General features: G+C 62.4%; 13 protein-coding genes, 2 tRNA genes and 1 pseudogene. 9 read left to right on the forward strand and 7 right to left on the reverse strand.

The window, feature by feature from the left end; genetic code table 11:
- Positions 1 to 74: 74 nt before the first annotated feature.
- From AB0P14_RS10650 to AB0P14_RS10670, 5 genes are all read right to left on the reverse strand, one after another.
- Entirely contained in the window at positions 75 to 590 is a 516-nt protein-coding gene (locus AB0P14_RS10650; RefSeq protein WP_363841540.1) for a hypothetical protein, read from the reverse strand.
- Between the two features lie 5 nt (positions 591 to 595).
- Positions 596 to 1210 carry a bacterial proteasome activator family protein gene (locus tag AB0P14_RS10655; protein ID WP_363842167.1) on the reverse strand — a complete coding sequence of 205 codons (615 nt, stop codon included), beginning with the start codon at positions 1208 to 1210 and terminating at the stop codon, positions 596 to 598.
- A 276-nt stretch (positions 1211 to 1486) separates the two neighbouring features.
- Positions 1487 to 1687, reverse strand: coding sequence for a YbdD/YjiX family protein (locus tag AB0P14_RS10660; protein ID WP_363841543.1), 201 nt, complete (start codon positions 1685 to 1687; stop codon positions 1487 to 1489).
- A gap of 2 nt (positions 1688 to 1689) precedes the next feature.
- Positions 1690 to 3957 carry a carbon starvation CstA family protein gene (locus AB0P14_RS10665; RefSeq protein WP_363841546.1) on the reverse strand — a complete coding sequence of 756 codons (2268 nt, stop codon included), beginning with the start codon at positions 3955 to 3957 and terminating at the stop codon, positions 1690 to 1692.
- Between the two features lie 524 nt (positions 3958 to 4481).
- The gene (locus AB0P14_RS10670; protein ID WP_363841549.1) at positions 4482 to 5465 is read right to left on the reverse strand and encodes an NAD(P)H-quinone oxidoreductase; all 984 of its coding nucleotides are present in this window, start codon (positions 5463 to 5465) and stop codon (positions 4482 to 4484) included.
- Between the two features lie 96 nt (positions 5466 to 5561).
- Here AB0P14_RS10670 and AB0P14_RS10675 point away from each other — a divergent pair.
- Together AB0P14_RS10675 and AB0P14_RS10680 are read left to right on the forward strand one after the other, a co-directional pair.
- Positions 5562 to 5649, forward strand: a tRNA-Ser gene (locus AB0P14_RS10675).
- 501 nt (positions 5650 to 6150) lie between these two features.
- Complete coding sequence (locus AB0P14_RS10680) at positions 6151 to 10956, forward strand: ExeM/NucH family extracellular endonuclease (protein ID WP_363841550.1); 4806 nt, start codon at positions 6151 to 6153, stop codon at positions 10954 to 10956.
- A 100-nt stretch (positions 10957 to 11056) separates the two neighbouring features.
- Here AB0P14_RS10680 and AB0P14_RS10685 read toward each other — a convergent pair whose 3' ends face one another.
- Positions 11057 to 13018 carry an FAD/NAD(P)-binding protein gene (locus AB0P14_RS10685; protein WP_363841553.1) on the reverse strand — a complete coding sequence of 654 codons (1962 nt, stop codon included), beginning with the start codon at positions 13016 to 13018 and terminating at the stop codon, positions 11057 to 11059.
- Positions 13019 to 13238: 220 nt separating this feature from the next.
- Here AB0P14_RS10685 and AB0P14_RS10690 point away from each other — a divergent pair, with 220 nt between their 5' ends.
- The 3 genes and pseudogenes from AB0P14_RS10690 to AB0P14_RS10700 form a co-directional block, all read left to right on the forward strand.
- On the forward strand, positions 13239 to 15353 hold the full coding sequence (locus AB0P14_RS10690) for a prolyl oligopeptidase family serine peptidase (RefSeq protein ID WP_363841555.1): 2115 nt from the start codon (positions 13239 to 13241) through the stop codon (positions 15351 to 15353).
- Positions 15354 to 15445: 92 nt separating this feature from the next.
- Positions 15446 to 15537 (forward strand) — tRNA-Ser (locus AB0P14_RS10695).
- A gap of 255 nt (positions 15538 to 15792) precedes the next feature.
- A pseudogene (locus tag AB0P14_RS10700) lies at positions 15793 to 16203 on the forward strand (SDR family oxidoreductase); the annotation flags it as partial.
- 132 nt (positions 16204 to 16335) lie between these two features.
- Here the strand turns inward: AB0P14_RS10700 and AB0P14_RS10705 are convergent.
- Complete coding sequence (locus AB0P14_RS10705; protein WP_363841558.1) at positions 16336 to 18501, reverse strand: RecQ family ATP-dependent DNA helicase; 2166 nt, start codon at positions 18499 to 18501, stop codon at positions 16336 to 16338.
- Between the two features lie 95 nt (positions 18502 to 18596).
- Between AB0P14_RS10705 and AB0P14_RS10710 the strand changes: the two genes are divergently transcribed.
- From AB0P14_RS10710 to AB0P14_RS10725, 4 genes are all read left to right on the forward strand, one after another.
- Positions 18597 to 20015, forward strand: a complete 1419-nt coding sequence (locus tag AB0P14_RS10710; protein ID WP_363841561.1) for a phosphomannomutase/phosphoglucomutase — start codon at positions 18597 to 18599, stop codon at positions 20013 to 20015.
- 55 nt (positions 20016 to 20070) lie between these two features.
- Entirely contained in the window at positions 20071 to 20553 is a 483-nt protein-coding gene (locus AB0P14_RS10715) for a hypothetical protein (protein WP_363841564.1), read from the forward strand.
- 3 nt (positions 20554 to 20556) lie between these two features.
- Entirely contained in the window at positions 20557 to 21006 is a 450-nt protein-coding gene (locus AB0P14_RS10720; protein ID WP_363841567.1) for an Rrf2 family transcriptional regulator, read from the forward strand.
- Between the two features lie 109 nt (positions 21007 to 21115).
- Positions 21116 to 22288, forward strand: coding sequence for a globin domain-containing protein (locus tag AB0P14_RS10725; protein WP_363841570.1), 1173 nt, complete (start codon positions 21116 to 21118; stop codon positions 22286 to 22288).
- The last annotated feature ends 41 nt before the right edge of the window (positions 22289 to 22329 follow it).

Genomic DNA, 22329 nt, shown 5'->3' on the forward strand with positions numbered 1-22329 from the left:
TCAAATTGCTATTTGTGACGCAGCTCACCATGTCGCTGATGGCTTTTTTAGGATTGTTGTGTCTGCGAGACAGCTTATTGCTGGGTAGGTGACGTTCCGTGGATCAGTTCCCCTGCACGGGCGACATGCTGACGCACCAGATCGGCTTTTAGTTCCACCGCTTGAGTAGTGCCCACGCCCAGACGCAGCAGCGCCAAGGACTCAGCCGTCGCCGCCAGCGCATTGCCGGCCCGGGACAGTTCCCGGTGGACATCGTTGAGATAGCCGCCGGTCCCGGTGGGGATTTCCATGCCCTCGCTGGGGCCAAGCAGCTGCGCTTCCATGGCCAGGCTGCGCACTACGGGCAGGAGATCAGCGAGCTGGTCCGCAAGCCTCACCATGGCTTCGTAATGATGGGCCCCGGACACCGTCGTCCCATCGGCCGGTCCCGACGCAGCTGCCGACTCCGTTTCTGCCAGTCCCTCAAGCATTTGGTGGAAGCGGTCCAAACCGCGGCGGAAACGGTCGTGGGCGCGGCGCCACACGCCCTTCCCGAGTTCGTTATCGTCCCGCTTGGCCTGCCGGCCTGCACTAAAAAGTCCCTTGAGCATGCGCGTCAGAGGTACTGTCCGGGGCCGCCGGAATCGGCGCCGCCGGCCGAACCGTTATTGGCCGTGCCGTTACTCGCCTCGCCCGGGACAACCTGCTGACCACCTGAGCCCGCTGGCGCGCGCTGCGGCTCACCGTTGGGGCCCACCACCACACCGGGAGCAATGACGGTTCCGGGCGGCAACTGGTGCAGGGCCAAGCGGGACGCCGTCTGTTGATTCATCATGGCCTGAGCCGCCATAGTGGTCTGAATGCCGTGGAAGAGTCCCTCCAACCAGCCGACCAGTTGCGCCTGAGCAATGCGCAGCTCGGCATCCGTGGGCGTTCGCTCGTCAGTCAGCGGCAGGCTGAGCCGGTGCAGTTCTTCCACCAGTTCAGGTGCCAGCCCGTCCTCAAGTTCGGCAATGGAAGCGTGATGAATCTCGGCAAGGCGGACCCGTGCAGCGTCATCCAGCGGCGCACTCTTCACCTCATCCAAAAGTTGCTTGATCATGGTGCCAATCCGCATGACCTTCGCAGGCTGGTCCACCATCGCCGCAACGTTGGCTGGCTTCTTGGGCTTCTTTTCGGTCGGAGATTCCCCCGCAGGGCGCTCCTCCGTGCCGTCTGCCGTGGTGTCCATGATCTGTCCTTCAGCCGCATCATCTGAGGCCGGGAGCTGCGCCTTTTCAGTCATGCTGCCAGTCTCTCACGGGTACGCAAAACCCGCCCGCATGGACCGCTATTGCCCCGCCCGGGTGCCGGTCGGGCGGTGGTCGGGTGGCGGTCGGGTGCCGGTCGGGTGGGAGGGGCGTTCCGCCGTCGTGCATGGCCTTAAACACCGATGACGTGGCACACCGGCGAACGTGGGGGAAATTTCCCCTACGTTCGCCGGCTTGCCACGTCATGACAGCGGAGGTCAGCAGCAGCGACCCTCCGGGTTGGCGTCCTGGCGGTCTGTCTTGTCGCGCCAGAACTCCTTGATATTCATGGGCTCGGTGGCGCAGCCGGTGGCCTGGTGGTGGTCAAGGTACAACTCGTAAGAATCCTCGCCGAGGACGCCCTTGAGGTACTTGTTGACCGCCGCCAGGCCGCGGCCGGCGCTGCGCAAGAGGTCCATGATTAGTGTCCGGACCGTGCCGACTGCTTGCCGGATTCTGCCCATTCCTTCACGAGCGCCTTCTCGGCGGCGTTGGGAAGGACCGAGGCCGGAGCGAAGATCCGTGATGCTACAGCCGGGTCTTCCTTGCTGGGTCCGCCGCCGGCTTTGATGGCGCGGATGGTGACCAGGATGGCCGTCGCAATGACAATCAGGGACAGCACCACGAAGATGATGGACAGGCTGCCCTGAACGAAGGTGTTCCGGACAACGGCTTCCATAGCCTCGACGGTTTTGGCCGTACCGTGACTGGTTTCGCCGTTAGCCAGCGCAGTCTTGAACGCGGTGTGCTGAGCCCAGTAGCCCACGGCCGGGACCGGCGAGAAGATCTTCTGGAAGGAAGCCACTACTGTCACGACGGTGACGAAAGCGAGCGGCAGCGCCACCATCCACAGGTACTTCACGTGCGTGTTCTTGGAAACGATCACCAGACAGACGGCCAGCGCAATGGCGGCCAGCAGCTGGTTGGCGATGCCGAAGAGCGGGAACAAGGTGTTGATGCCGCCGAGCGGATCGGTGACACCCATGATGAGGATCGCACCCCAGCCAGCCACCATGATGCCCGTGGTGATCCACGACCCCAAGCGCCAGGAGGTGTCCTTGAACTTGGGAACAAAGTTACCGATGGAATCCTGGAGCATGAAGCGCGCAACGCGAGTTCCGGCGTCGACCGCGGTGAGGATGAACAGAGCCTCAAACATGATGGCGAAGTGGTACCAGAAGCTCATCATCGCCTGGCCACCGGCCACCTGCTGCATGATGTGTGCCAGACCGACGGCGAGCGTGGGTGCGCCACCGGTGCGGGAGACGATCGACTCTTCACCGACATCGGCCGCGGTTTGGGCCAGCGTGGCCGGATCAACGTGCACGCCGGTCAGGCCCAGCGAGTTCACGAACGCCGCAGCACCTTCAATGGTGCCGCCGGTGGCAGCGCCGGAGGAGTTCATGGCGAAGTAGATGCCGCGGTCAATGGAGAGCGCCGCGACGAGTGCCATGATGGCCACGAAGGACTCCATGAGCATTCCGCCGTAGCCAATGTAGCGGGCCTGACGTTCCTTTTCGATCAGTTTCGGCGTGGTGCCGGAGGCGATCAAAGCGTGGAAACCGGAGAGTGCGCCGCAGGCGATGGTGACGAACAGGAAGGGGAACAGTGCGCCGGAGAAGACCGGGCCGTCGCTGCGGCCAGCAAATTCGCTGAACGCCGGGACGTTGATGGTGGGGCGGACCAGCACGATGGAGCCGGCCAGCATCACGATGGTGCCGATCTTCATGAAGGTGGAGAGGTAGTCGCGCGGGGCCAACAGGAGCCAGACAGGCAGGACTGCCGCGATGAAACCGTAGATGATGATGGCCCAGGCCAAGGTGGTGCGGTCCAGGTGGAAGGTGGCAGCGCCCCATTCGGTGGCTGCGACCATGCCGCCGCCAACGATTGCGGCCAGCAGCAGTACGACGCCGATCAAGGAGACTTCCATGACCTTGCCGGGACGCAGGTAGCGCAGGTATACGCCCATGAATAGTGCGATCGGGATGGTCATGGAGACCGAGAAGACACCCCACGGGGATTCGCCCAACGCGTTGACAACCACTAGGGCGAGGATTGCGACGATGATGATCATGATCAGCAAGGTGGCGATGAGGGCAGCAGTGCCGCCGATCACGCCGAGTTCTTCGCGAGCCATCTGGCCCAGTGAGCGTCCGCCGCGGCGCATGGAGAAGTGTAGGACCAAGTAATCCTGAACAGCACCGGCAAGCACGACGCCGACGATGATCCAGATTGTGCCGGGCAGGTAACCCATTTGGGCTGCCAGGATGGGGCCCACGAGGGGGCCAGCGCCAGCAATAGCGGCGAAGTGGTGGCCGAAGAGGACGTTGCGGTCGGTGGGGACGAAGTCCTTGCCGTCGGCCTTGTACTCGGCCGGAGTGGCGCGCTTGTCATTGGGTCGAACCAGGAACTTCTCAATGACCTTGGAGTAGAAACGGTAGGCGATCAAATAGGTACATACTGCGGCGAAGACGAACCAAATGGCGTTGACGGTTTCCCCACGGACCACGGCCAATACAACCCAGGCGACACCGCCCAACAATGCAATAGCTGCCCAAATGGCAATCTTGATCGGGGTCCACTTGTGCGCTTCGGCCTCGGCTTCGAGGTCGACGGCAACGGGTGGCAGATCTGGATCCTGGACTAAGACATCGGCTGATTGCTCAGCCCTGTTCGACGGCAATGTCATGTTTTTCCCTACGCTAAGACTTCACTTACGGCCTTTTGAGAGTAGGCATAGGTTATGGGTCACAGTACCGATGTGGCGTCAATCATGCTAACGAAGCGGCCAGTGGTAGTAACTGTGCGACGAGCGGCCGAATGGGCGCCCAGTGGGCGTGTTGGGTCGGAGCTGGGCTGGTGGCTGGGTAGGTGCTGGTCACAATGAAAAACTTGGGCTGATGTTAGCCACGAATTCGGGTGTGTAACTACCGATTTTGTGGCTAACACCAGCCCAAGTTGTTTCTAGGCGAGACATTAACGAGATCTCGGTGCGCTCAGACCAGGGTTTGGCGCCGGGTCATGGGCAGTTTTCCCATGGTCAGCACCCACGCTGCCGCCGCGCCGAAGAGGGGACCACGATGGCGAGCGCGCCTAGTTGCAGCCACGGAAAATAGCGAAAGCCCAAACAGCACAAGTCGCTCTCGCGCCTTACCATTGAGCCCCACGTGGCTGGTGATCCTGGGCGGGGCCGTGCTACGCACCCCTCAACAGCTAGAGCGTCAACAGCACCTTGCCAACGTGTTCTCCGGAATCAAGATATTCGTGCGCGGCGCCGGCCTGCTCCAGCGGGAATGTCCTGTCCACCATGGGCTTGACTGCGCCACTGGCAACCAGTGGCCAAACGTGCTGATGCACGCCCTCCATAATGGCTTGTTTCTCTTCCACCGGCCGGGCGCGCAAGGTGGTGCCAATGATGGCCGCGCGCTTGGTGAGGAGGGCACCCAGGTTGAGCTCCGCCGTCGCACCTCCCTGCAGGCCAATGACCACGAGGCGGCCGTAGGTGGCCAGGGCGGCCACGTTGCGGGCTAGGTATTTGGCGCCCACGACGTCGAGGATCACATTGGCGCCGCGGCCCTCCGTGAACTCCTTGACTCGTTCCACGAAGTCGTCGGTGCGGTAGTTGACCGCTAAATCGGCGCCGAGGTAGCTAGTGAGCATGGCGACCTTCTCATCGCTGCCGGCCGTGGCTATGACGCGGGCCCCGGCAGCCTTGGCGAGCTGGATGGCCATGGCGCCAATGCCGCCCGCGCCGCCGTGGATGAGCACTGTTTCACCGGCCTGCAACTGCGCTGTCATGAAAAGGTTTGAGTGAACCGTGGCAGCAACCTCGGGCAGCCCTGCGGCGGAAATCACATCAATTCCCTCGGGCAAAGGCAGCACTTGACCGGCCGGAACACACACCTGGGCCGCATAACCGCCCCCTGTGAGTAAGGCCACAACCTTCTGGTTAATGCTGAACGGCTTGGTCACGTTCGCGCCAAAGGCGGCAATTCGGCCGGAGACTTCCAATCCCAGAATCTCGGAGGCACCGGGCGGCGGAGGGTAGAAACCGCGGCGCTGCTGCACGTCTGCACGGTTGATTCCCGCGGCAATCACGTCAATAAGCACCTCACCCGGACCCGGCGTCGGCGCAGGGACCTCGGATATGGCCAGAACCTCCGGCCCGCCGGTACCCGTTGTAACAATCGCCTTCATAACCTTCTCCATTGCCGTTTTCACCCTGCGAATCTTCAAGAGGACCGCCACTCATTTTGGTGGCATGGCCCTGCCTATGAAACACTACTAGGGTAAGGAAGGTTGTCCGAGCGGCCGATGGAGCTGGTCTTGAAAACCAGTGTGCGGTAACCCCGTACCAAGAGTTCGAATCTCTTACCTTCCGCGCTAAAAAGGGAAGTAATCTCATCACGAGATTGCTTCCCTTTTGCGTTTCCCTGCCTCCCTCCGGCTCGGAGCGGATTCGAGACAGCAGCTACGGCGATTCCGGCGTTCGAGACTGCAGCTAATGCGCTAAAAATCGCCGATTCGTCGCATTATCTGCGATTTCAATTGCGGACGGGCACCGGCGCCTCAGCTTCGGGCCCTGACTGTGAATGCCTGTGAATGTCCGAGCAAAAGTAAAAGCACTTATTCAAACAGTGACATGAAACACAGGCAGCCTATTTGAACATAAAGGGCTCATTTTCGCCGGATAGCAAACAAAACCCTCGTGTTTGCTTGACAGAAGCGATCCGTTCATGAATGGTTCACATCTATGCGCTTGGCTCAATAACGTTCCCGCAATTGTGTCCGTGGATTGCCCCTGTGCCCATCCTCGGAAGACTTCTTCGGGCGATCATCACCCATGGCACAACGGCGTGCCGCCCTTTCGAGAGTTGGAGACATGACGAGCAACAACTTCTACAAGGCAGGACTGGGGGCCGCTTTGGCCCTTGGACTCGCCGTTGCACCGCTGGCAATTGCGCCAGCAATGGCCAACGACGTTCCTGACATAACCGAAACGACGGCCGCTGCTAGCACCGAATCAGCTGCCCCTGAGAGCACACCCGAAAGCACGACGGCGGATCCCTCACCGGATCTGGCACCCGCAGAGGGACTTCCCGCTGATGCACCGGCAGAAGCACCGGTAGCAGAACCGCTGGCTGCCCCTCCGGCCGCACCGAACGTCATCATCAACGAGGCCTACCTCAACGGCGGCAGCGCGAACGCCAGCTACAAGAACAAGTTCGTGGAACTGTACAACCCCACCAGCGCGGACGTCAGCCTTGATGGTTGGTCGGTGCAGTACCGAAAGAATAGCGGTACTGACTCACCCAGCGGCGTGGCCGTGCTCGCCGGCACGATTAAGGCCGGGGGCTATTTCCTCATCAACGGCGGGTCGAATGGTGCCGCTGGGCTCGACCTGCCCCCAACAGACTTTTCTCAAACCACTATCAACTCTGCGGCTGGCGGCGGAACCCTGATCCTGTCCGACAAGTCAACCGCTCTGCCTGCTGACTTTGGCACCGGCTCGCTCGTCGGCAAAGCCGGCATCATCGACCTCCTGGGATACGGAGACTCCAACACTTTTGAAACAGCTGCTGCTTCAAAGGCCAGAGTCACTACCTCGCTGAACCGCACAAACTTCGTGGACACGGACAACAACGCGGACGACTTCACCACGTCCGCTCCGACCCCCACCGGCACCGCCGGCGGAGACGAGCCCCCCGCACCGCCGGAAGACGCCGGCACCAAAACCATCGCCGAGATCCAGGGCGAGGGCGCCAAGAGCCCCCTCGAAGGATCCACCGTCACCACCAAGGGCAAGGTCACTGCGGCCTACCCCACTGGCGGATTCAACGGCTACTTCATCCAGACCCCCGGCACCGGCGGCGATCTGGACATGGCAACACACAAGGCCTCCAACGGTATTTTCATTTACTCCCCCGCAACCGTGGCTGACGTCAAGATTGACGATTACGTCCAGGTCACCGGGCTCGTCAAAGAATTTGGTGGCAACACCGGAAGCACCACCACCGAGATCGACGTCCCCGCCAAGGGCATGACAAAACTGGACGAGGCAGCGGCAGAGGTCAAGGCCGCCGTCGTAGGTGTCCCGGAAACCACTGAAGCCCGCGAAACCCTTGAGGGCATGCTCATGGCACCCGAGGGCGACTACACCATTACGGACAACTACTCGCTGAACAACTACGGCGAGGTTGGTTTGGCTGTGGGAACCGATATGCTGCTGCAGCCCACCGCTGTGGGGCAGGTCGGTTCCGCCGCGCACGCCGCTCAGGTAGCCACTAACGCTGCCAAGGGCATCAAGCTCGACGACGGCGCCAGCACCAACTTCCTCAATGCTGCAGGACAGTCGGTCCCGCTGCCGTGGCTCAGCCCCGCAACCCCCATGCGTTTGGGATCCACAGGCACCTTCGCCGGAAACGTCATCTTCGATGACCGCAACGGCGCCTACAAGTTCCAGCCCTTGGAAGCACTGACACCGAGCAATGCTGACGATGTGCAGCCGATCGCATTTGGTACCAACCGCAATGAAATCGCCACTCCCAAGCCCGTGGGCGGGGATTTGAAGGTAGCCACCTTCAACGTGCAGAACTACTTCACGCAGACCGGCGATCTGGACCCCAAGTGCGAGTTCTACAACGACCGCGAAGGTAACCCCATCGCTGTCCGCACCGGTTGTGATCAGCGCGGTGCCGCGAATGCGGAGAACCTCAAGCGCCAGCAGGACAAGATCGTGGCCGGCATCCACCAGTCCGGAGCCGATGTGCTCTCACTGGAGGAAATTGAGAACTCCGCTAAGTTCGGCAAGGACCGCGACGCAGCGCTGGCCACCTTGGTTGCCGCTCTCAACGTTGAAACACCCGGCGTCTGGGACTATGTCCGCTCCCCCGCGGCACGTCCGGCCGTTGACGTAGAAGACGTGATCCGTACGGCGTTCATCTACAAAAAGGCTGTTGCCAAGCCTGCGGGTGACTCCGTTATTTTGGACGATAAGGCGTTCACCGGCATTGCCCGCCAGCCGTTGGCTCAGGCCTTCACACTGGCAGATGATGCAAATTCAGCCAAGGTCATCTTGATCGCGAACCACTTCAAGTCCAAGGGTTCGGCGATCGGAAACGACACCGATCAGGGCCAGGGTAACTCCAACCTTGCCCGCACCGCGCAGGCAGCAGCTCTGGTGCAGTTCTCCACATCATTGCAGGCTTCACAGGGCACCAACAAGGTCCTGCTCATGGGTGATTTCAACGCCTACACCTTTGAAGATCCCATGCTCGTGATGGCCGCCGCCGGCTACGTGGACCAGGGCGCCAAGACAGGCAAGCACTCCTACGCCTTTGGTGGTCTGGTGGGATCACTGGATCACATTGTGGCCACCCCGGCAGCCAATGCGCTGATCACCGGTGCGGACATCTGGAACATCAACTCCGCTGAGTCCATCGCCATGGGCTACAGCCGTTACAACTACAACGTCACGAACTTCTATGACGCTTCAGCCTTCGCCGCCTCCGATCACGATCCTGTGGTTGTCGGTCTCAAGCTTGGTGGCGCCGCGGCGAACACCAAGGACATCAACCTGTTGAACATCAACGATTTCCACGGCCGCATTGACGCCAATACGGTGAAGTTTGCCGGCACTGTGGAGCAGTTGCGCGCCGCCTCAGGCGAGGCTAATACGGCGTTCCTGTCCGCTGGCGACAACATTGGTGCCAGCCTGTTCGCTTCCTCTTCGCAGGATGATCAGCCCACCATTGACGTGCTGAACGCCCTGGATCTGCAGGCTGCAGCCGTTGGTAACCATGAGTTCGACAAGGGCTTTGCGGACCTTACCGATCGCGTCATCCCTGCCGCCGACTGGAGCTACCTCGGCGCCAACGTGTACAAGAAGGGCACCACCACCCCGGCGCTCGAGGAGTACAAGATCATCACCGTCGACGGCGTCAAGGTCGCCATCATCGGTGCCGTCACCCAGGAAACCCCCACGCTGGTGACACCCACTGGCATCAACATGCTGGACTTCGGCGATCCCGTTGAAGCCGTGAACCGTGTTGCCAAGAAGATCGTCGACGGCAAGCTTGCCGATGTCATCGTGGCCGAATACCACGAGGGCGCCGGCGCAGGCACCCCCGATGGCGCAACCTTTGAAGAAGAAGTTGCTGCCGAGGGCGCATTCCGCGAACTCGTCACCAAGACCAGTGCCTCGGTCAACGCCATCTTCACCGGTCACACGCACAAGCAGTACGCCTGGGATGCACCCATTCCCGGCGCTTCCGCTGACGCAGCCGTCAAGACCCGCCCCGTCCTCCAGACTGGAAGCTACGGCGAATTCATTGGCCAGATCGTCCTGACAGTGGACACCAACAACAAGGTTGTCTCCTACACGCAGGTCAATGTGCCTCGTTCAAAGAACGACGATGCACACCTGATCAACGCGTTCCCGCGTGTTGAAGAGGTCAAAACCATCACGGATGCAGCCCTAGCTGCAGCCGAAGAAGCCGGTAGCGTTCCCGTGGGCAAGATCTCCGCTGACATCACGACAGCGCAGACCTTCGACGCCGCAACGAACAAGTTCACCCGCGATGACCGTGCCAGCGAATCCACGCTGGGCAACTTGGTGGGCAACTCACTCCTGGACGCACTCAAGAGTGAGCAGACAGGCGGAGCCGAGATCGGCGTCGTCAATCCTGGCGGTCTGCGCGCGGACCTGCTGTACAAGAACGAAGGCCTCGAGGACGGCGTGGTAACGTACGCTGCCGCCAACGCTGTGCTGCCGTTCGTGAACAACCTGTGGACCACCTCTCTCACTGGCGCGCAGCTCAAAACCATGCTGGAGCAGCAGTGGCAGACCAACGCGGACGGCAGCATTCCCAGCCGCCCGTTCCTGAACCTGGGACTGTCCTCTAACGTGGACTACACCTACGATTCCACCCGTGAGCTGGGCGAGCACATCACCTCCGTGGTCATCAACGGTGCACCACTGGATCTGACGCGTTCCTACCGTGTGGGCACGTTCAGCTTCCTGGCCACCGGCGGCGACAACTTCCGCATCTTCACCGAGGGCACCAACACCAAGGATTCCGGTCTCATTGACCGCGATGCCTGGATCAAGTACCTCGGCGAAAAGTCTGCCGATGCTCCGATCGCACCCGACTTCTCCCGCCGCGGCGTGGACGTAGTCGATGCACCGGCCACTGTCACCGAAGGCCAGAAGGTCACGCTTGGATTGAACAAGCTGGATCTGACCTCCCTCGGCGTCACCAAGTCCACATCGGTCACTGTCCGTTACGAACCTTCGGGCAGCGGTGGCGGCACCGGATTCGCGGTCTTGGCCGCAGCGGTTCTGCCGTCCGAGTTGGGCACCGCCACGGTCACCGACGGAGCTGCAACACTGAGCTTCACGGTGCCGGCACAGCTCAACGCCGGCCGCTTCACCATCACCACCGACGCCGGCACGTACGCCCGCCTGCCGATCACCATCCCCGTGACGGCTGGCACGGTTGTACCTCCCACTACAACGCCCTCAAGCACGACGCCGGGCACCTCACCATCCGCTGGTGCCGGCGACGGCGCGGGTAAGCTCCCCAACACCGGAGCCTCCTCGTTGCCGTTGGGCTTGGGCGCTTTGGTGCTCCTCGGAGCAGGAACGGCTGTGGCCATGGCTAACCGCCGCAAGGCAGCCAAACACTAGCTGTTCAGTTTTACCGCTGTTGTTCCACCGCTGACCCGCAGTGGACGGCGAGACTCACAGGATTCTCTGTGGTTTCACCGTCCGCTGCGGGTCAGCTGCGTTAAGCCAAAATGGCCGCGGCAATCACGTCAGCATCCACCACTGTGCGGTAACCACTGCGGTACTTGGCGGAGGCCTCGGCCGCGATGGCCGTGCCCCACTGGGTCGAGGAAAGCTGCAGCCCAAGAACATAGAGTCCCTCGACCGGGACACCTACCCCATCCACCGGCCGGTATGGCGGCGCAGTGACGTCAAGGCCGCTAGTGATGACGGGTCCGCCGTCGGAAGCCATCATCATGCGGGGCCGGACAATGCCGTCGGCCAACAGGTTTTGCAGCAAGGGGGAGGCACTGTTTTGCACGTTGTTAGACGGCGCCAGGGCCTCGACCAAGTGGCGACCTTCCCACGGGGCATCGGCCACCCAGGGAGAGCTGGCAGTGAACACTCCATGCTCAACGCGGAATACCGGATCCGGCCCGGTGAAATGAACCACCCCGGCCCGCACCAACGCCGCCAGTTGCTCGACGCGAATAGCTGGCGGACCGCTGGCCAACCCTTCGACGAATCCTTCAAACCAGCCGCGCAGCTCCCCCAGCCAGGACTCCTGAGTGATGCCGCGGTCGGCCACGAGAGATTTCACAATCGCCCGCCCAGCATTCAGGGCACCAATCGCCATCTTGACCGGATCATCTTCGCCGAGCGCCGAACCTGCAGCGTCCGCCACGAGGTACTCCAGCACGGCGGCGTCCAGCTGATCGTGGGTGGCAAAACGCCTGGTCGCGGTGGGCAGTCCGCCACGGTCGGCAAGGCCGGCACGGCTGGCCGCTAACCCGGCAAGAGGGCGGGCCAGCCCAGGCAAATCCAACACATGACCGTCCAGCACATGCCGCGCCAGCAACTCGGCGAGCTCCTGCTCCCAGGCCGGGGAGCCGCCGTCGAGCCCGGCATGCAGCAGGGCATCGAGCTCCGGCAGCAGCTCCTGGGTGACCAACTCGGGGCGGGTCCGGGCCAGCGTGGTGTAATACGCCCAGATGGTGTCCCGGTGCAGCAGCGGCCAAATATCGTGGTCAAAACCGGCTGTGGCACCCATGGCACGAATGGCGGCCACGGCATCCTCGCCCAGGAACCGCAACGTGATCGACTGCGGATAGTACGCAGCCAGTTCGGCCTTGGCCCGGTACGGCGTGCCGCGCCGGGAAGCGCCCACAATGACCGGTTCACGCCCCGACACCACGTAGCGCAGCGCCTGCCCCGCCGGACGCCCGGTGTCCTCAAAACGCCCGCCACGACCCTCGGTCAGCTGGCCCACCACATCAAAAAAGTTCAGCCCCATGCCGCGCACCAGCACTGTTTCCCCGGCGGGCAGCTGGTCCCAATCAACGTCGTTGGGTACGGCAGGGGGCAGGTACGTCAGCCCATGATGGCGTGCATCATCGCGCAGCCCGCGCTGGGCCGGACTGAGCTTGGACTCCACATGACCTAGGGCCAGCACCACCTGATCCGCGTGCAGTTTTGGTCCCTCGAGAAGTTCGAGATCGAACCCGCCTTGGGTGCGGTTACGCACCACACGCTTGGCTTCAGTGGCGTGATTGAACAGGCTGACACCGTCTGGCAGGCTTTCGCGCAACTGCTCAAAGCACCAGCTCAGATACCGGCCGTAGAGGGGGCGGCTGGGGAAGTTGTGCTCCGCCAGGTGTGCCAGCTCTTGCCGATCTTCTTCGCTGAGTTCGGCCCAAGGGGTGTTCAGCTGGGCCGCGCGCCACTGATTGAACGTGCAACCGGCCACGGGCGGAGTGTCCACGCCCTGGTCAGGAATCAGTGTTGGAAAAAAGCTCTGGGTATTCATCAGATACAGGCGCGATTGCTCCGTGCGCCACACATGGCCGGCACCCGGGGCGAAGGGGTCAATGAGGTGGATATGTAGCTCCCGGCCCTCGCTTTGGGCTCGGCGCGCCAGCAGCCGTTCCACCACGGAAGTCCCGCGGGGCCCCGCCCCCACAATTGCCACCGTCTGTACGCCCAAGAAATCCACTCTTTGAGCTTAACTGATTGCGACTCACTGGCGGGCTGCCGCTATGTTTGCCGCGGGGCTGCCACGGGCTGCCGCCGGGCGGCCGCTATGTTTGCCGCTGGGCTGCCGCGACCCCCTGCACGGGCGCGTGGTTTCTCGTTAACCGTGCGCCGCTCCAGAAGTAGCGCGTGGTTAACTCGCAACCACGCGCCGCTTCAACGAAGATGGTGCCATGACTGAAGCTGCCCCGAGCCCCACACTTTCCCACGAGCCCACCGATGAAAACCTGTGGCTGGAGGACATCCACGGCGAGGACGCCATGAACTGGGTCCGGGAGCACAACGCCAACACCGATGCCACCTTGGTGAACCCCGCATATAAGGCGTTGGAAGCGCAGGTTCTGGAAGTTCTGGACTCCAAGGACAGGATCCCCATGGTGTCCAAGCGTGGCGACTGGTATTACAACTTCTGGCGCGACGAGACGAACCCGCGCGGGCTATGGCGCCGCACCTCGTGGGAGAGCTACCTCAGTGATACGCCCGTTTGGGATGTGCTGCTCGATGTTGATGCGCTCTGCGTCGCCGAAGATGAGCAGTGGCTGTGGGCGGGTGCGTCTTTCCTGCGGCCCGCTCCCGGCGAGGAGTACCGCAATGCCATGGTGGCACTCTCCCCCGATGGCGGCGACGCGGTGGCCTACCGGGAATTCGATCTTGCCACAGGCACCTTTGTGGCGGGCGGATTTGAGCTTCCGGCCGCCAAGACCCGGCTCAGCTGGGTGGATGCGGACACACTCTACGTGGGCACCGATACCGGCGAAGGGTCCATGACGACCTCCTCCTACCCGTCCGCTGCACGCGTCCTGCGTCGCGGGGAATCCCTGGCCCAGCTGGCCGCGAAGGAGCCGTTGTTCTCCGTCCCGCTGGATCACCTCAGCGGTGGCGTCTCTCACAGCAGCACCCCGGGATTCGAGCGGGACCTCGCTTACGACGTTTTGGACTTCTACAACAGCCGCAGCTACCTGCGCGTGGGCGACGACTGGGTGCACATCGATGTCCCTGATGACATGAACGTCTCCCTCCACCACGAATGGCTGCTGTTGCGCCCGCGCACCGACTGGAACGTTTCCGGCACCGAGAACGGCACAGTCTATGGCGCTGGAACTCTGCTGGCGATCGAACTGGACGCATTCATGGCCGGCAGCCGTTCGCTGACCACCATTTTTGCGCCCTCGGCGTCTGTTTCTTTGCAGTCGTGGAGCTGGACCCGTGACTTCCTGCTGCTGAACTTGCTCTCCGATGTCTCCTCCAAGATCCTGGTGCTGGACCCGGCCGCGAACTGGGCCTCCACGGAACTGGACGCCTGCCCGCCGTTGCATTCGGTGGACGCCTTTGCCGTGGACGACGAAGATCCCGACGCCGGCAACGACTACTGGCTGGTCGCTTCCGGCTACCTCACCCCCACCACGGTGCTGCGCGGCTCGCTCACCCCAGGCGGCACCCCCGGTGCGGCCGCAGCGGTGGTGCGGGAGGCGCCGTCGTTCTTCCCGGCGGAAAACTACCGCGTGGAGCAGCACTTTGCCACCTCCGCTGATGGCACCCGCGTGCCCTACTTCCAGGTGGGGCCACAGGACCTGAAGCTCGACGGCGCGAACCCCACCTTGCTGGGTGGTTACGGCGGGTTTGAGGTATCGCGGACGCCGTCGTACAGCGGCGCGGTGGGACGCACGTGGCTGGAGCGCGGGGGCGTGTACGTGGTGGCGAACATCCGCGGCGGTGGCGAATACGGGCCCAGCTGGCACACGGCCGCGCTGCAGCAGAACCGTTACCGCGCGTATGAGGACTTCGCCGCGGTGGCCCGCGATCTGACGGCGCGCGGGGTGGCCTCCCCGGCGCATCTGGGGTGCGCTGGTGGCAGCAACGGCGGGCTGCTGGTGGGCAATATGCTCACGCAGTATCCGGAATTATTCGGCGCGATTTCCTGCGGGGTGCCGCTGCTGGATATGCGCCGGTACACGAAGCTGTCGGCGGGTGCGTCGTGGATTGCCGAGTACGGTGACCCGGATGTTCCGGAGCAATGGGAATTCATCAAGACGTTTTCGCCGTATCATCTGCTGCGCTCCGACGTCACTTATCCGGCCACCTTCATTTGGACGGCAACCTCGGATGATCGGGTGGGCCCGGTGCAGGCGAGGAAGATGGCTGCGCGGATGGAATCCATGGGCATTCCCGTGCTGTTTCATGAGGCGTTGGAGGGCGGCCACGCGGGCGCCGGCAACAATGAGCAGGCTGCCCGGCTGCATACGGCGTCGCACGAGTTTTTGTGGCGGGCGCTGACTGGCGGGCTGTAATTTTGGCGCACCCGGCCCTCGTTTTGCTTTGAGTGCCTATTACTGGGTAAAGTTTGGGATGCTGGTTAGGGGCTTCTACCTTAGCCAGTGTTGGAGACGTGCCAGAGCGGCCGAATGGGCTTCACTGCTAATGAAGTGTGGGGGTTAAACTCCACCGGGAGTTCAAATCTCCCCGTCTCCGCCAAAAAATGCACTCCTCGATTCGTCGAGGGGTGTATTTTTGCGTTTCGGGCGTGCTGGAATTACTGGCACCCGGGAGTCGGGATTACTGGCACCGGGGATTCGAAACTGCAGATCATGCGATATTTCGGGCGGATTCATCGCATCTGCTGCAGTTTGGAACCCCGGAATCGCATCTGCTGCAGTTTGGAACCCAAGCTGGTATCCGACATCCCGATGAGCCGTCACAATGAGTCTTAGCCCACAGGGTTAGCCGGTTGCTATGCCGTACCTGCGCAAGTCTTCCGGCGCCTCGATTGTGAACATCTCATCGATCGCAGCAACAGCTGGCCTGCCCGCACGCGCCCTGTACTCGGCTACGAAGGGCGCCGTGTTGTCGCTGACTCAGGCCATGGCCGCCGATCACCTGCGTGAAGGTATCCGCGTCAACGCCGTCAACCCCGGAACCGCTGACACCCCGTGGATTGGCCGCCTACTCTCGCAGGCCGACGATCCGGCAGCCGAGCGTGCTGCCTTGAGTGCCCGGCAGCCGCATGGACGTTTGGTCTCCGCCGAGGAAGTTGCCGGCGCCGTCGCCTACCTGGCCAGCCCGCTGTCAGGTTCCACCTCAGGAACCTCCATTGCAGTGGACGGCGGCATGCAGGCACTGCGCCTGCGACCTGTCGAGTAACTCCCCACTCCAAGTAAGTGATGGCCGGACGCTTTTGTTCGGCCATCACTTACTTGTGCCACCTTTTAGTGGGATAGCGTCGCCAGAAAACGCACCAAAGGTGGGATAGCGTTTTTGAGTGGAGTGGGCGCGTTAGCCGGCTTGGGCCAGCACTAGTGGCAGGACTTGCTCCGCCCCAGCCAGACGTAGGGCTCGACCAGCCACGGTGAGGCTCCAGCGGCTGTCCACCAGATCGTCGAGCAGCAGCACCGGACCCGGATTTGCAGCCAGCGCGGCAGCCAGTTCCGGCCCCACCGCGAAGCGATCCCACACCCCCGCCAAACGGTAGGCGCTATTGCCGCCGCGCTGCCCAGTAGGTCCACCAAATTCCAGCGACATCTGGCCTAAATACGGCAAGCGGCCGATCTCGCAGATGGCCTGGGCAAAGGATTGCAGCAGCACCGGCTTGTTCCGGGACGGCATGGAAACCACGGCCACCGGGCGTCCGGCACCTTCCCAGCCATGCTGACCCCACTCGCGCAGCACTGCTACCACGGCTTGGGCCATGCCTGCATCAATGGGCGCATCTGGAGCCCCGGCAGCAAACATGCTGCGCAGCGCATTGCCCCACCCCAGATCACTGAGCCTAGCCAGAATCCGGCCAGCGGAGACCACCTCGCCAGCTTTCAGCTTGCCCTTAACCGGAACACCCAATTTGTCCATTCCGGTGGGCCACATGGCGCGGGGGTCCAAAGGCAGCCCGGCATGGCGCAGTGATTCCCCGGCGGCCTCGGCTGCGCTGGAAATCACCTCGCCGTTGAACCAGCGGCCCGCACAGTTATCACAGCGGCCGCAGGGTTCCGCGGTTTCGTCATCGAGCGCTGCCGCCAGATACTCCATGCGGCAGCCGGCCATGCGCTCGTACTCCACCATGGACTGCTGCTCATCTACCCGGGCCTGGGCAATCCGACGGTAACGCTCCTCGTCATAAACCCACGGCTGTCCCGTCGACTCCCAACCACCGGACACCCGGCGGACGGCGCCATCCACAGCCAAAACCTTCAACAGCAACTCCAGCGGCGTGCGGCGCAAATCGACTCTGGCTTCCAGCGCGGGAGTGGACATGGCCCGGGGTGACTCTCCCAAGGTGGAAAGCACCGCCATGGCCTTGTCCTGCGCTGGCATGGAGGCGGTGGCAAAGTAGCGCCAAATATCCGCATCCTCGCTTCCGGGCAACAGCAATACATCGGCGTTCGCGCTGCCACGGCCGGCACGACCCACCTGCTGGTAGTAGGCCACGGGGGACGACGGCGCTCCCAAGTGCACGACGAATCCCAAGTCTGGTTTGTCGAACCCCATACCCAGAGCGCTCGTGGCCACCAGTGCCTTCACTTGGTTGTTCTTCAGCGCCTCTTCCAACGATTCGCGTTCCATGGTGTCGGTGCGGCCCGTGTAGGCCTTGACCACGTGGCCTGCCCCGGCCAACAAACGCGCAGTGTCCTCGGCGGCGGAAACAGTAAGGGCGTAAATGATGCCGCTGCCCGGCAGTTCCGCCAGGTGCGTCAGTAACCAGCCGAGGCGGTCGCGGGAATCCGCCAACCGCAATACTCCCAGCCGCAGCGACTTTCTAGCCAGCGGGCCGCGGATGGTGAACACGCCGGTACCGAGCTGCTCCTCAATATCGGCCACCACCCGGGAGTTGGCGGTGGCTGTTGTGGCCAGCACCGGCACCGAATCAGGCAATTGAGCGATCAGATCCGCGATGCGGCGGTAGTCGGGGCGGAAATCATGGCCCCAGTCGGAAATGCAATGGGCTTCATCCACCACCAACAGTCCCGTGCGGCGGATCAACGTGGGCAACTGATTTTCCCGAAACGAGGGGTTGGTCAACCGTTCCGGTGACACCAGCAACACGTCAACCTCATCGGCAGCCAAGGCGGCAGAGATCTCTCCCCATTCTGTGGCATTCGCGGAGTTAATGGCCATGGCACGGACACCCGCACGCTCGGCAGCAGCAACCTGGTCACGCATCAACGCCAAGAGCGGTGAGACGATCAAGGTGGGGCCAGCGCCTCGGGCCCGCAGCAGCAGCGACGCCACAAAGTACACGGCTGACTTTCCCCAACCGGTGCGCTGAACAACTAAGGCGCGGCGTCCGGCGTCGACCAATGCCTCGATGGCCTCATACTGGCCGTCGTGGAAATCAGCATCCGGTCTGCCCACCAAGGCTCGCAGTACCTCAAGCGCTTGGCCTCGGGTTGCGGACGGGAAGTCGCTGGCAGGTGTGGCGGACGTGCCGGAAGCTGGTTGCGTTGTCATACTTCCCAGTATTCCAGCGGCCACCGACATCCGCTTGCCCCCAGCCCAAACTGTGGATAACTTCACCATTTGTTCCCCAGCGGTAGGATGGTTGGGTGACTACTGAAGAAAATTCGCCGGTTGACCTGTCCAGCTCGTTCAAGGCGTATGACGTCCGCGGGATCGTGGGCGAGACTATTACTGCCGCCTCCGTCAAGGCCGTCGGTGCTGCCTTTGTTGAGGTGTTAGGGCTCGCGGGCCAGAACGTTTTGGTGGGCGGCGACATGCGCCCCTCCTCCCCCGAGTTCTCCCAAGCCTTTGCCGAGGGCGCTGCCGGACGCGGCGCCAATGTGCAATTGCTTGGCCTCATCTCCACCGATGAGCTGTACTTCGCCTCGGGTGTGCTCAATGCTGCTGGCGTGGTTTTCACCGCCAGCCACAACCCGGCCGAATACAACGGCATGAAGATGACCAAGCCCGGTGCCGTCCCGCTTTCCTCCGAAACCGGGCTCACCGAAATCCGTGATCTGGCCCAGCAGTACCTCAGCGACGGCCTCCCGGCGGACGCCGACGCCGTGGGCACCATTGGCACCGCCGATGTGCTCAAGGACTACTCGGAATACCTGCGCAAGCTGGTAGATCTGGCCGGCTCGCGCCCGCTGAAGATTGTGGTCGACGCCGGCAACGGCATGGCCGGCATGACCACCCCCGCGGTCCTGGGCGACACCCTACTGCCGGGTCTGCCCTTTGAGATCATCCCGCTCTACTTTGAACTCGACGGCACCTTCCCGAACCACCCCGCCAACCCGCTGGAGCCGGCCAATTTACTGGACCTGCAGGCAGCCGTGGTGGCGCATGGTGCGGACATTGGCCTGGCGTTCGACGGCGACGCCGACCGCTGCTTTGTGATCGATGAGCTGGGGGCGCCACTGTCGCCGTCGGCCGTCACCGCGCTGGTAGCCCGCCGCGAGATTGCCCGCGTGAAGGCACTGGGCGAGGAACATCCCACCGTGATCCACAACCTGATCACCTCCCGTGCCGTGCCGGAACTGATCGAGCACGACGGCGGCCGGGCCGTCCGTACGCGTGTGGGTCACTCCTTCATCAAGGCCACCATGGCCGCCGAGGGCGCCGTTTTTGGTGGCGAGCACTCCGCGCACTACTACTTCCGCGACTTCTTCAATGCCGATACCGGCATGTTGGCCGCCATGCATGTGCTGGCTGCCTTGGGCGAGCAGGATGGTCCACTGTCCGAATTGGGTCGCGAGTACGAGCCGTACGTTTCCAGCGGTGAGATCAACTCACAACTCGCTGACGTACCGTCCGCCGTAGCCCGCGTCCGCGCCGCCTATACACGCGATGACGTGGTGGTGGATGAGCTGGATGGCATTACGTTTACCGCGAAGGACGGCACATGGTGGTTCAACCTGCGCGCCTCCAACACTGAGCCTTTCCTGCGCCTGAACGCCGAGGCAGTAGACGCCGTAACCATGGCCGACATCCGCGACGCCGTCCTCGAACTGGTCCGCCGCTAGGCCTGTAGACCAGCGCGAGGCACAGCAGTACATCCCCACTTTTAAAGGAGCACGCATGGAGTCGAACACACCCGAGACGTCAGAACAGACAGCACCGACAGCACAGTCTGAAGCGGACAAGCTGGTCCAAGATGACCTGAACAAGCTCATTGGCACCGCCTTGGGCGTAGCCGGAGATCAGCTCGAATCTCACGGCGCATTCCTCCCGGTTGGCCTAGTCCTCACCCACGAGGGCGATCTGCACCTGGTGGCCGTCTCACCCAACGCCGTAGAAGGCGAAGGTGAGGAAGAGCTGGACGCCGACCAGATGGTCGCGGACCTGTTCGAGGCACTGAGCCAGCAGCGCGAACAAAACCGGGCGGCCGCCGTCGTCTGTGACATTCATTTGCCCGACGATGCCACCGACGCCATCCACGTCATGGCCGAACACAGCACGGGTGTGAGCGTTTCCGCTGTGCGCCCCTACCGTCAGGCGCCCACGGGTTGGGAATTCGGCAATCCTTTCCTGGAAGCCGGCGAGACCGCGATCTGGGCATGACCCATGCGAATTAACTCCTTTTCGGATGTGAGCTTGCGGCTCCTGATGGTGCTCAATTCCATGCCCGACGACGAGTTGCCCACCACGCGAGAACTCGCCGAACAGGTTGGAACCCCCTACAACCACGTCAGCAAGGCTGTGCTCAAGTTGCGTCAAATGGGGCTCGTGGAGGCCATCCGCGGCCGCAGCGGTGGCGTGCGCATCTCCCCCTCCGGAAAACAGGCCACCGTGGGTCGGGTCCTGCGTGTGCTCGATGACCACACGGACGTCGCCGAATGCAAAACCGACATGGGTGAATGTCCGTTGGTGCACGATTGCGGCCTTCGCGGTGCCCTCAATCATGCTCGCGAGGCGTTCTACGCTTCGCTGGACAATGTGACCATTTATAGCCTTGCCAGGAAGACCAACAACGGCCCCATTCCTGTGACCTTGAGCACATCGCGCCCGGGCTAAACCGCGCCACTCCGGCTTTTTTCTACGTTCTGTAGAAATTGCGAATTTAAACTCGCATTTCAAATGCTACTTTGGATTTGTCACCATGACTTTTATCCAAGGAGTAAAGATGCTTTCGGAAAAATCGCGACCACTCATTGTTGCCACGCTCCCTTTGGTCGGTTCGCGTTTGGGCGCCATCACCCCGAACTTCTACAGCCGCATGTTTGCCGCACACCCTGAACTCCTCGACGGATTGTTCAGTCGCGCCAACCAAAACAACGGGGAACAGCAAAAGGCCTTGGCAGCTTCCATCGCCGGTTTTGCATCAGCCTTGGTGGCCAATCCGAACCTCATTCCAGAGCAGTTGCTCAGCCGCATCGCGCACAAGCACACGGCCCTGGGAATCACCGAAGACCAATACCAGATCGTCTACAAATACCTCTTCGAGGCCATTGCCGAGGAGCTCGCCGACGTCATCACAGCAGAGATCGCTGAAGCCTGGACCGAGGTGTACTGGCTCATGGCCAACGCCTTGATCAAGATTGAAAAGGGCCTCTACGCACTCCAGGCCAATGACAAGATGTGGATGCCCTGGACGGTTGTTGAAAAGAACCCCGCCGGCACCGACGCCATGACGTTCGTACTCGAGCCGGCAGATTCCACCCCGGCCACCGTCGCCCGCCCCGGCCAGTTTGTCAGCGTCAAGGTGGCCCTGCCCGACGGCCTGCTGCAGGTCCGCCAGTACTCGCTCTCGGCCGATGTGGAGTCCACCACCCGCCGCGTTTTCACCACCAAGCGCGACGACGGCGGTGAGGTCTCACCTGTGCTGCACCGCGATGTGAAGGTGGGGGACGTCGTCGAACTTTCCAATCCCTATGGCGATGTGACGCTCGACGGCGAGGGCCCGGTCGTGTTTGCAACGGCAGGAATTGGCTGCACCCCCTCCGCATCAGCGCTGCGGGCGTTGGCCACGGCAGGCGCGGACCGCGAGATTTTGGTGCTGCACGCTGAGAAGAATCTTGAGGCATGGGCCTTGCGCGATCAGATGACCACCGACGTTGAAGCCATCGACGGCGCCCAGTTGCAGCTCTGGCTCGAGGAGCCCACCGACGGTTTCAATAAGGGCTTCATGACTCTTGACGGCCTGGAGCTGCCGGCCGACGCTTCCATGTATGTGTGCGGGCCGCTGCCCTTCATGAAGGCAATCCGCAACCAGGCCATCGAGGCCGGCATCCCGTCGACGAAGATCCACTACGAGGTCTTCGGCCCCGACGTTTGGCTGGCCGGCGCCGCAAACTGACCCCACCGGTTGGATTCCGCGCCCGTCCCCCATAAATGCGC

The sequence above is a fragment of the Specibacter sp. NPDC078709 genome (assembly GCF_040686795.1).
In the GTDB taxonomy this organism is placed as follows: Bacteria; Actinomycetota; Actinomycetes; order Actinomycetales; family Micrococcaceae; genus Specibacter.

Bases quoted from the DNA above. Each gene is read 5' to 3' on its own strand.
- AB0P14_RS10650 (WP_363841540.1), bottom strand. From the start codon at position 590: ATGCTCAAGGGACTTTTTAGTGCAGGCCGGCAGGCCAAGCGGGACGAT.
- AB0P14_RS10655 (WP_363842167.1), bottom strand. From the start codon at position 1,210: ATGGACACCACGGCAGACGGCACGGAGGAGCGCCCTGCGGGGGAATCT.
- AB0P14_RS10660 (WP_363841543.1), bottom strand. From the start codon at position 1,687: ATGGACCTCTTGCGCAGCGCCGGCCGCGGCCTGGCGGCGGTCAACAAG.
- AB0P14_RS10665 (WP_363841546.1), bottom strand. From the start codon at position 3,957: ATGACATTGCCGTCGAACAGGGCTGAGCAATCAGCCGATGTCTTAGTC.
- AB0P14_RS10670 (WP_363841549.1), bottom strand. From the start codon at position 5,465: ATGAAGGCGATTGTTACAACGGGTACCGGCGGGCCGGAGGTTCTGGCC.
- AB0P14_RS10680 (WP_363841550.1), top strand. From the start codon at position 6,151: ATGACGAGCAACAACTTCTACAAGGCAGGACTGGGGGCCGCTTTGGCC.
- AB0P14_RS10690 (WP_363841555.1), top strand. From the start codon at position 13,239: ATGACTGAAGCTGCCCCGAGCCCCACACTTTCCCACGAGCCCACCGAT.
- AB0P14_RS10705 (WP_363841558.1), bottom strand. From the start codon at position 18,501: ATGACAACGCAACCAGCTTCCGGCACGTCCGCCACACCTGCCAGCGAC.
- AB0P14_RS10715 (WP_363841564.1), top strand. From the start codon at position 20,071: ATGGAGTCGAACACACCCGAGACGTCAGAACAGACAGCACCGACAGCA.
- AB0P14_RS10720 (WP_363841567.1), top strand. From the start codon at position 20,557: ATGCGAATTAACTCCTTTTCGGATGTGAGCTTGCGGCTCCTGATGGTG.
- AB0P14_RS10725 (WP_363841570.1), top strand. From the start codon at position 21,116: ATGCTTTCGGAAAAATCGCGACCACTCATTGTTGCCACGCTCCCTTTG.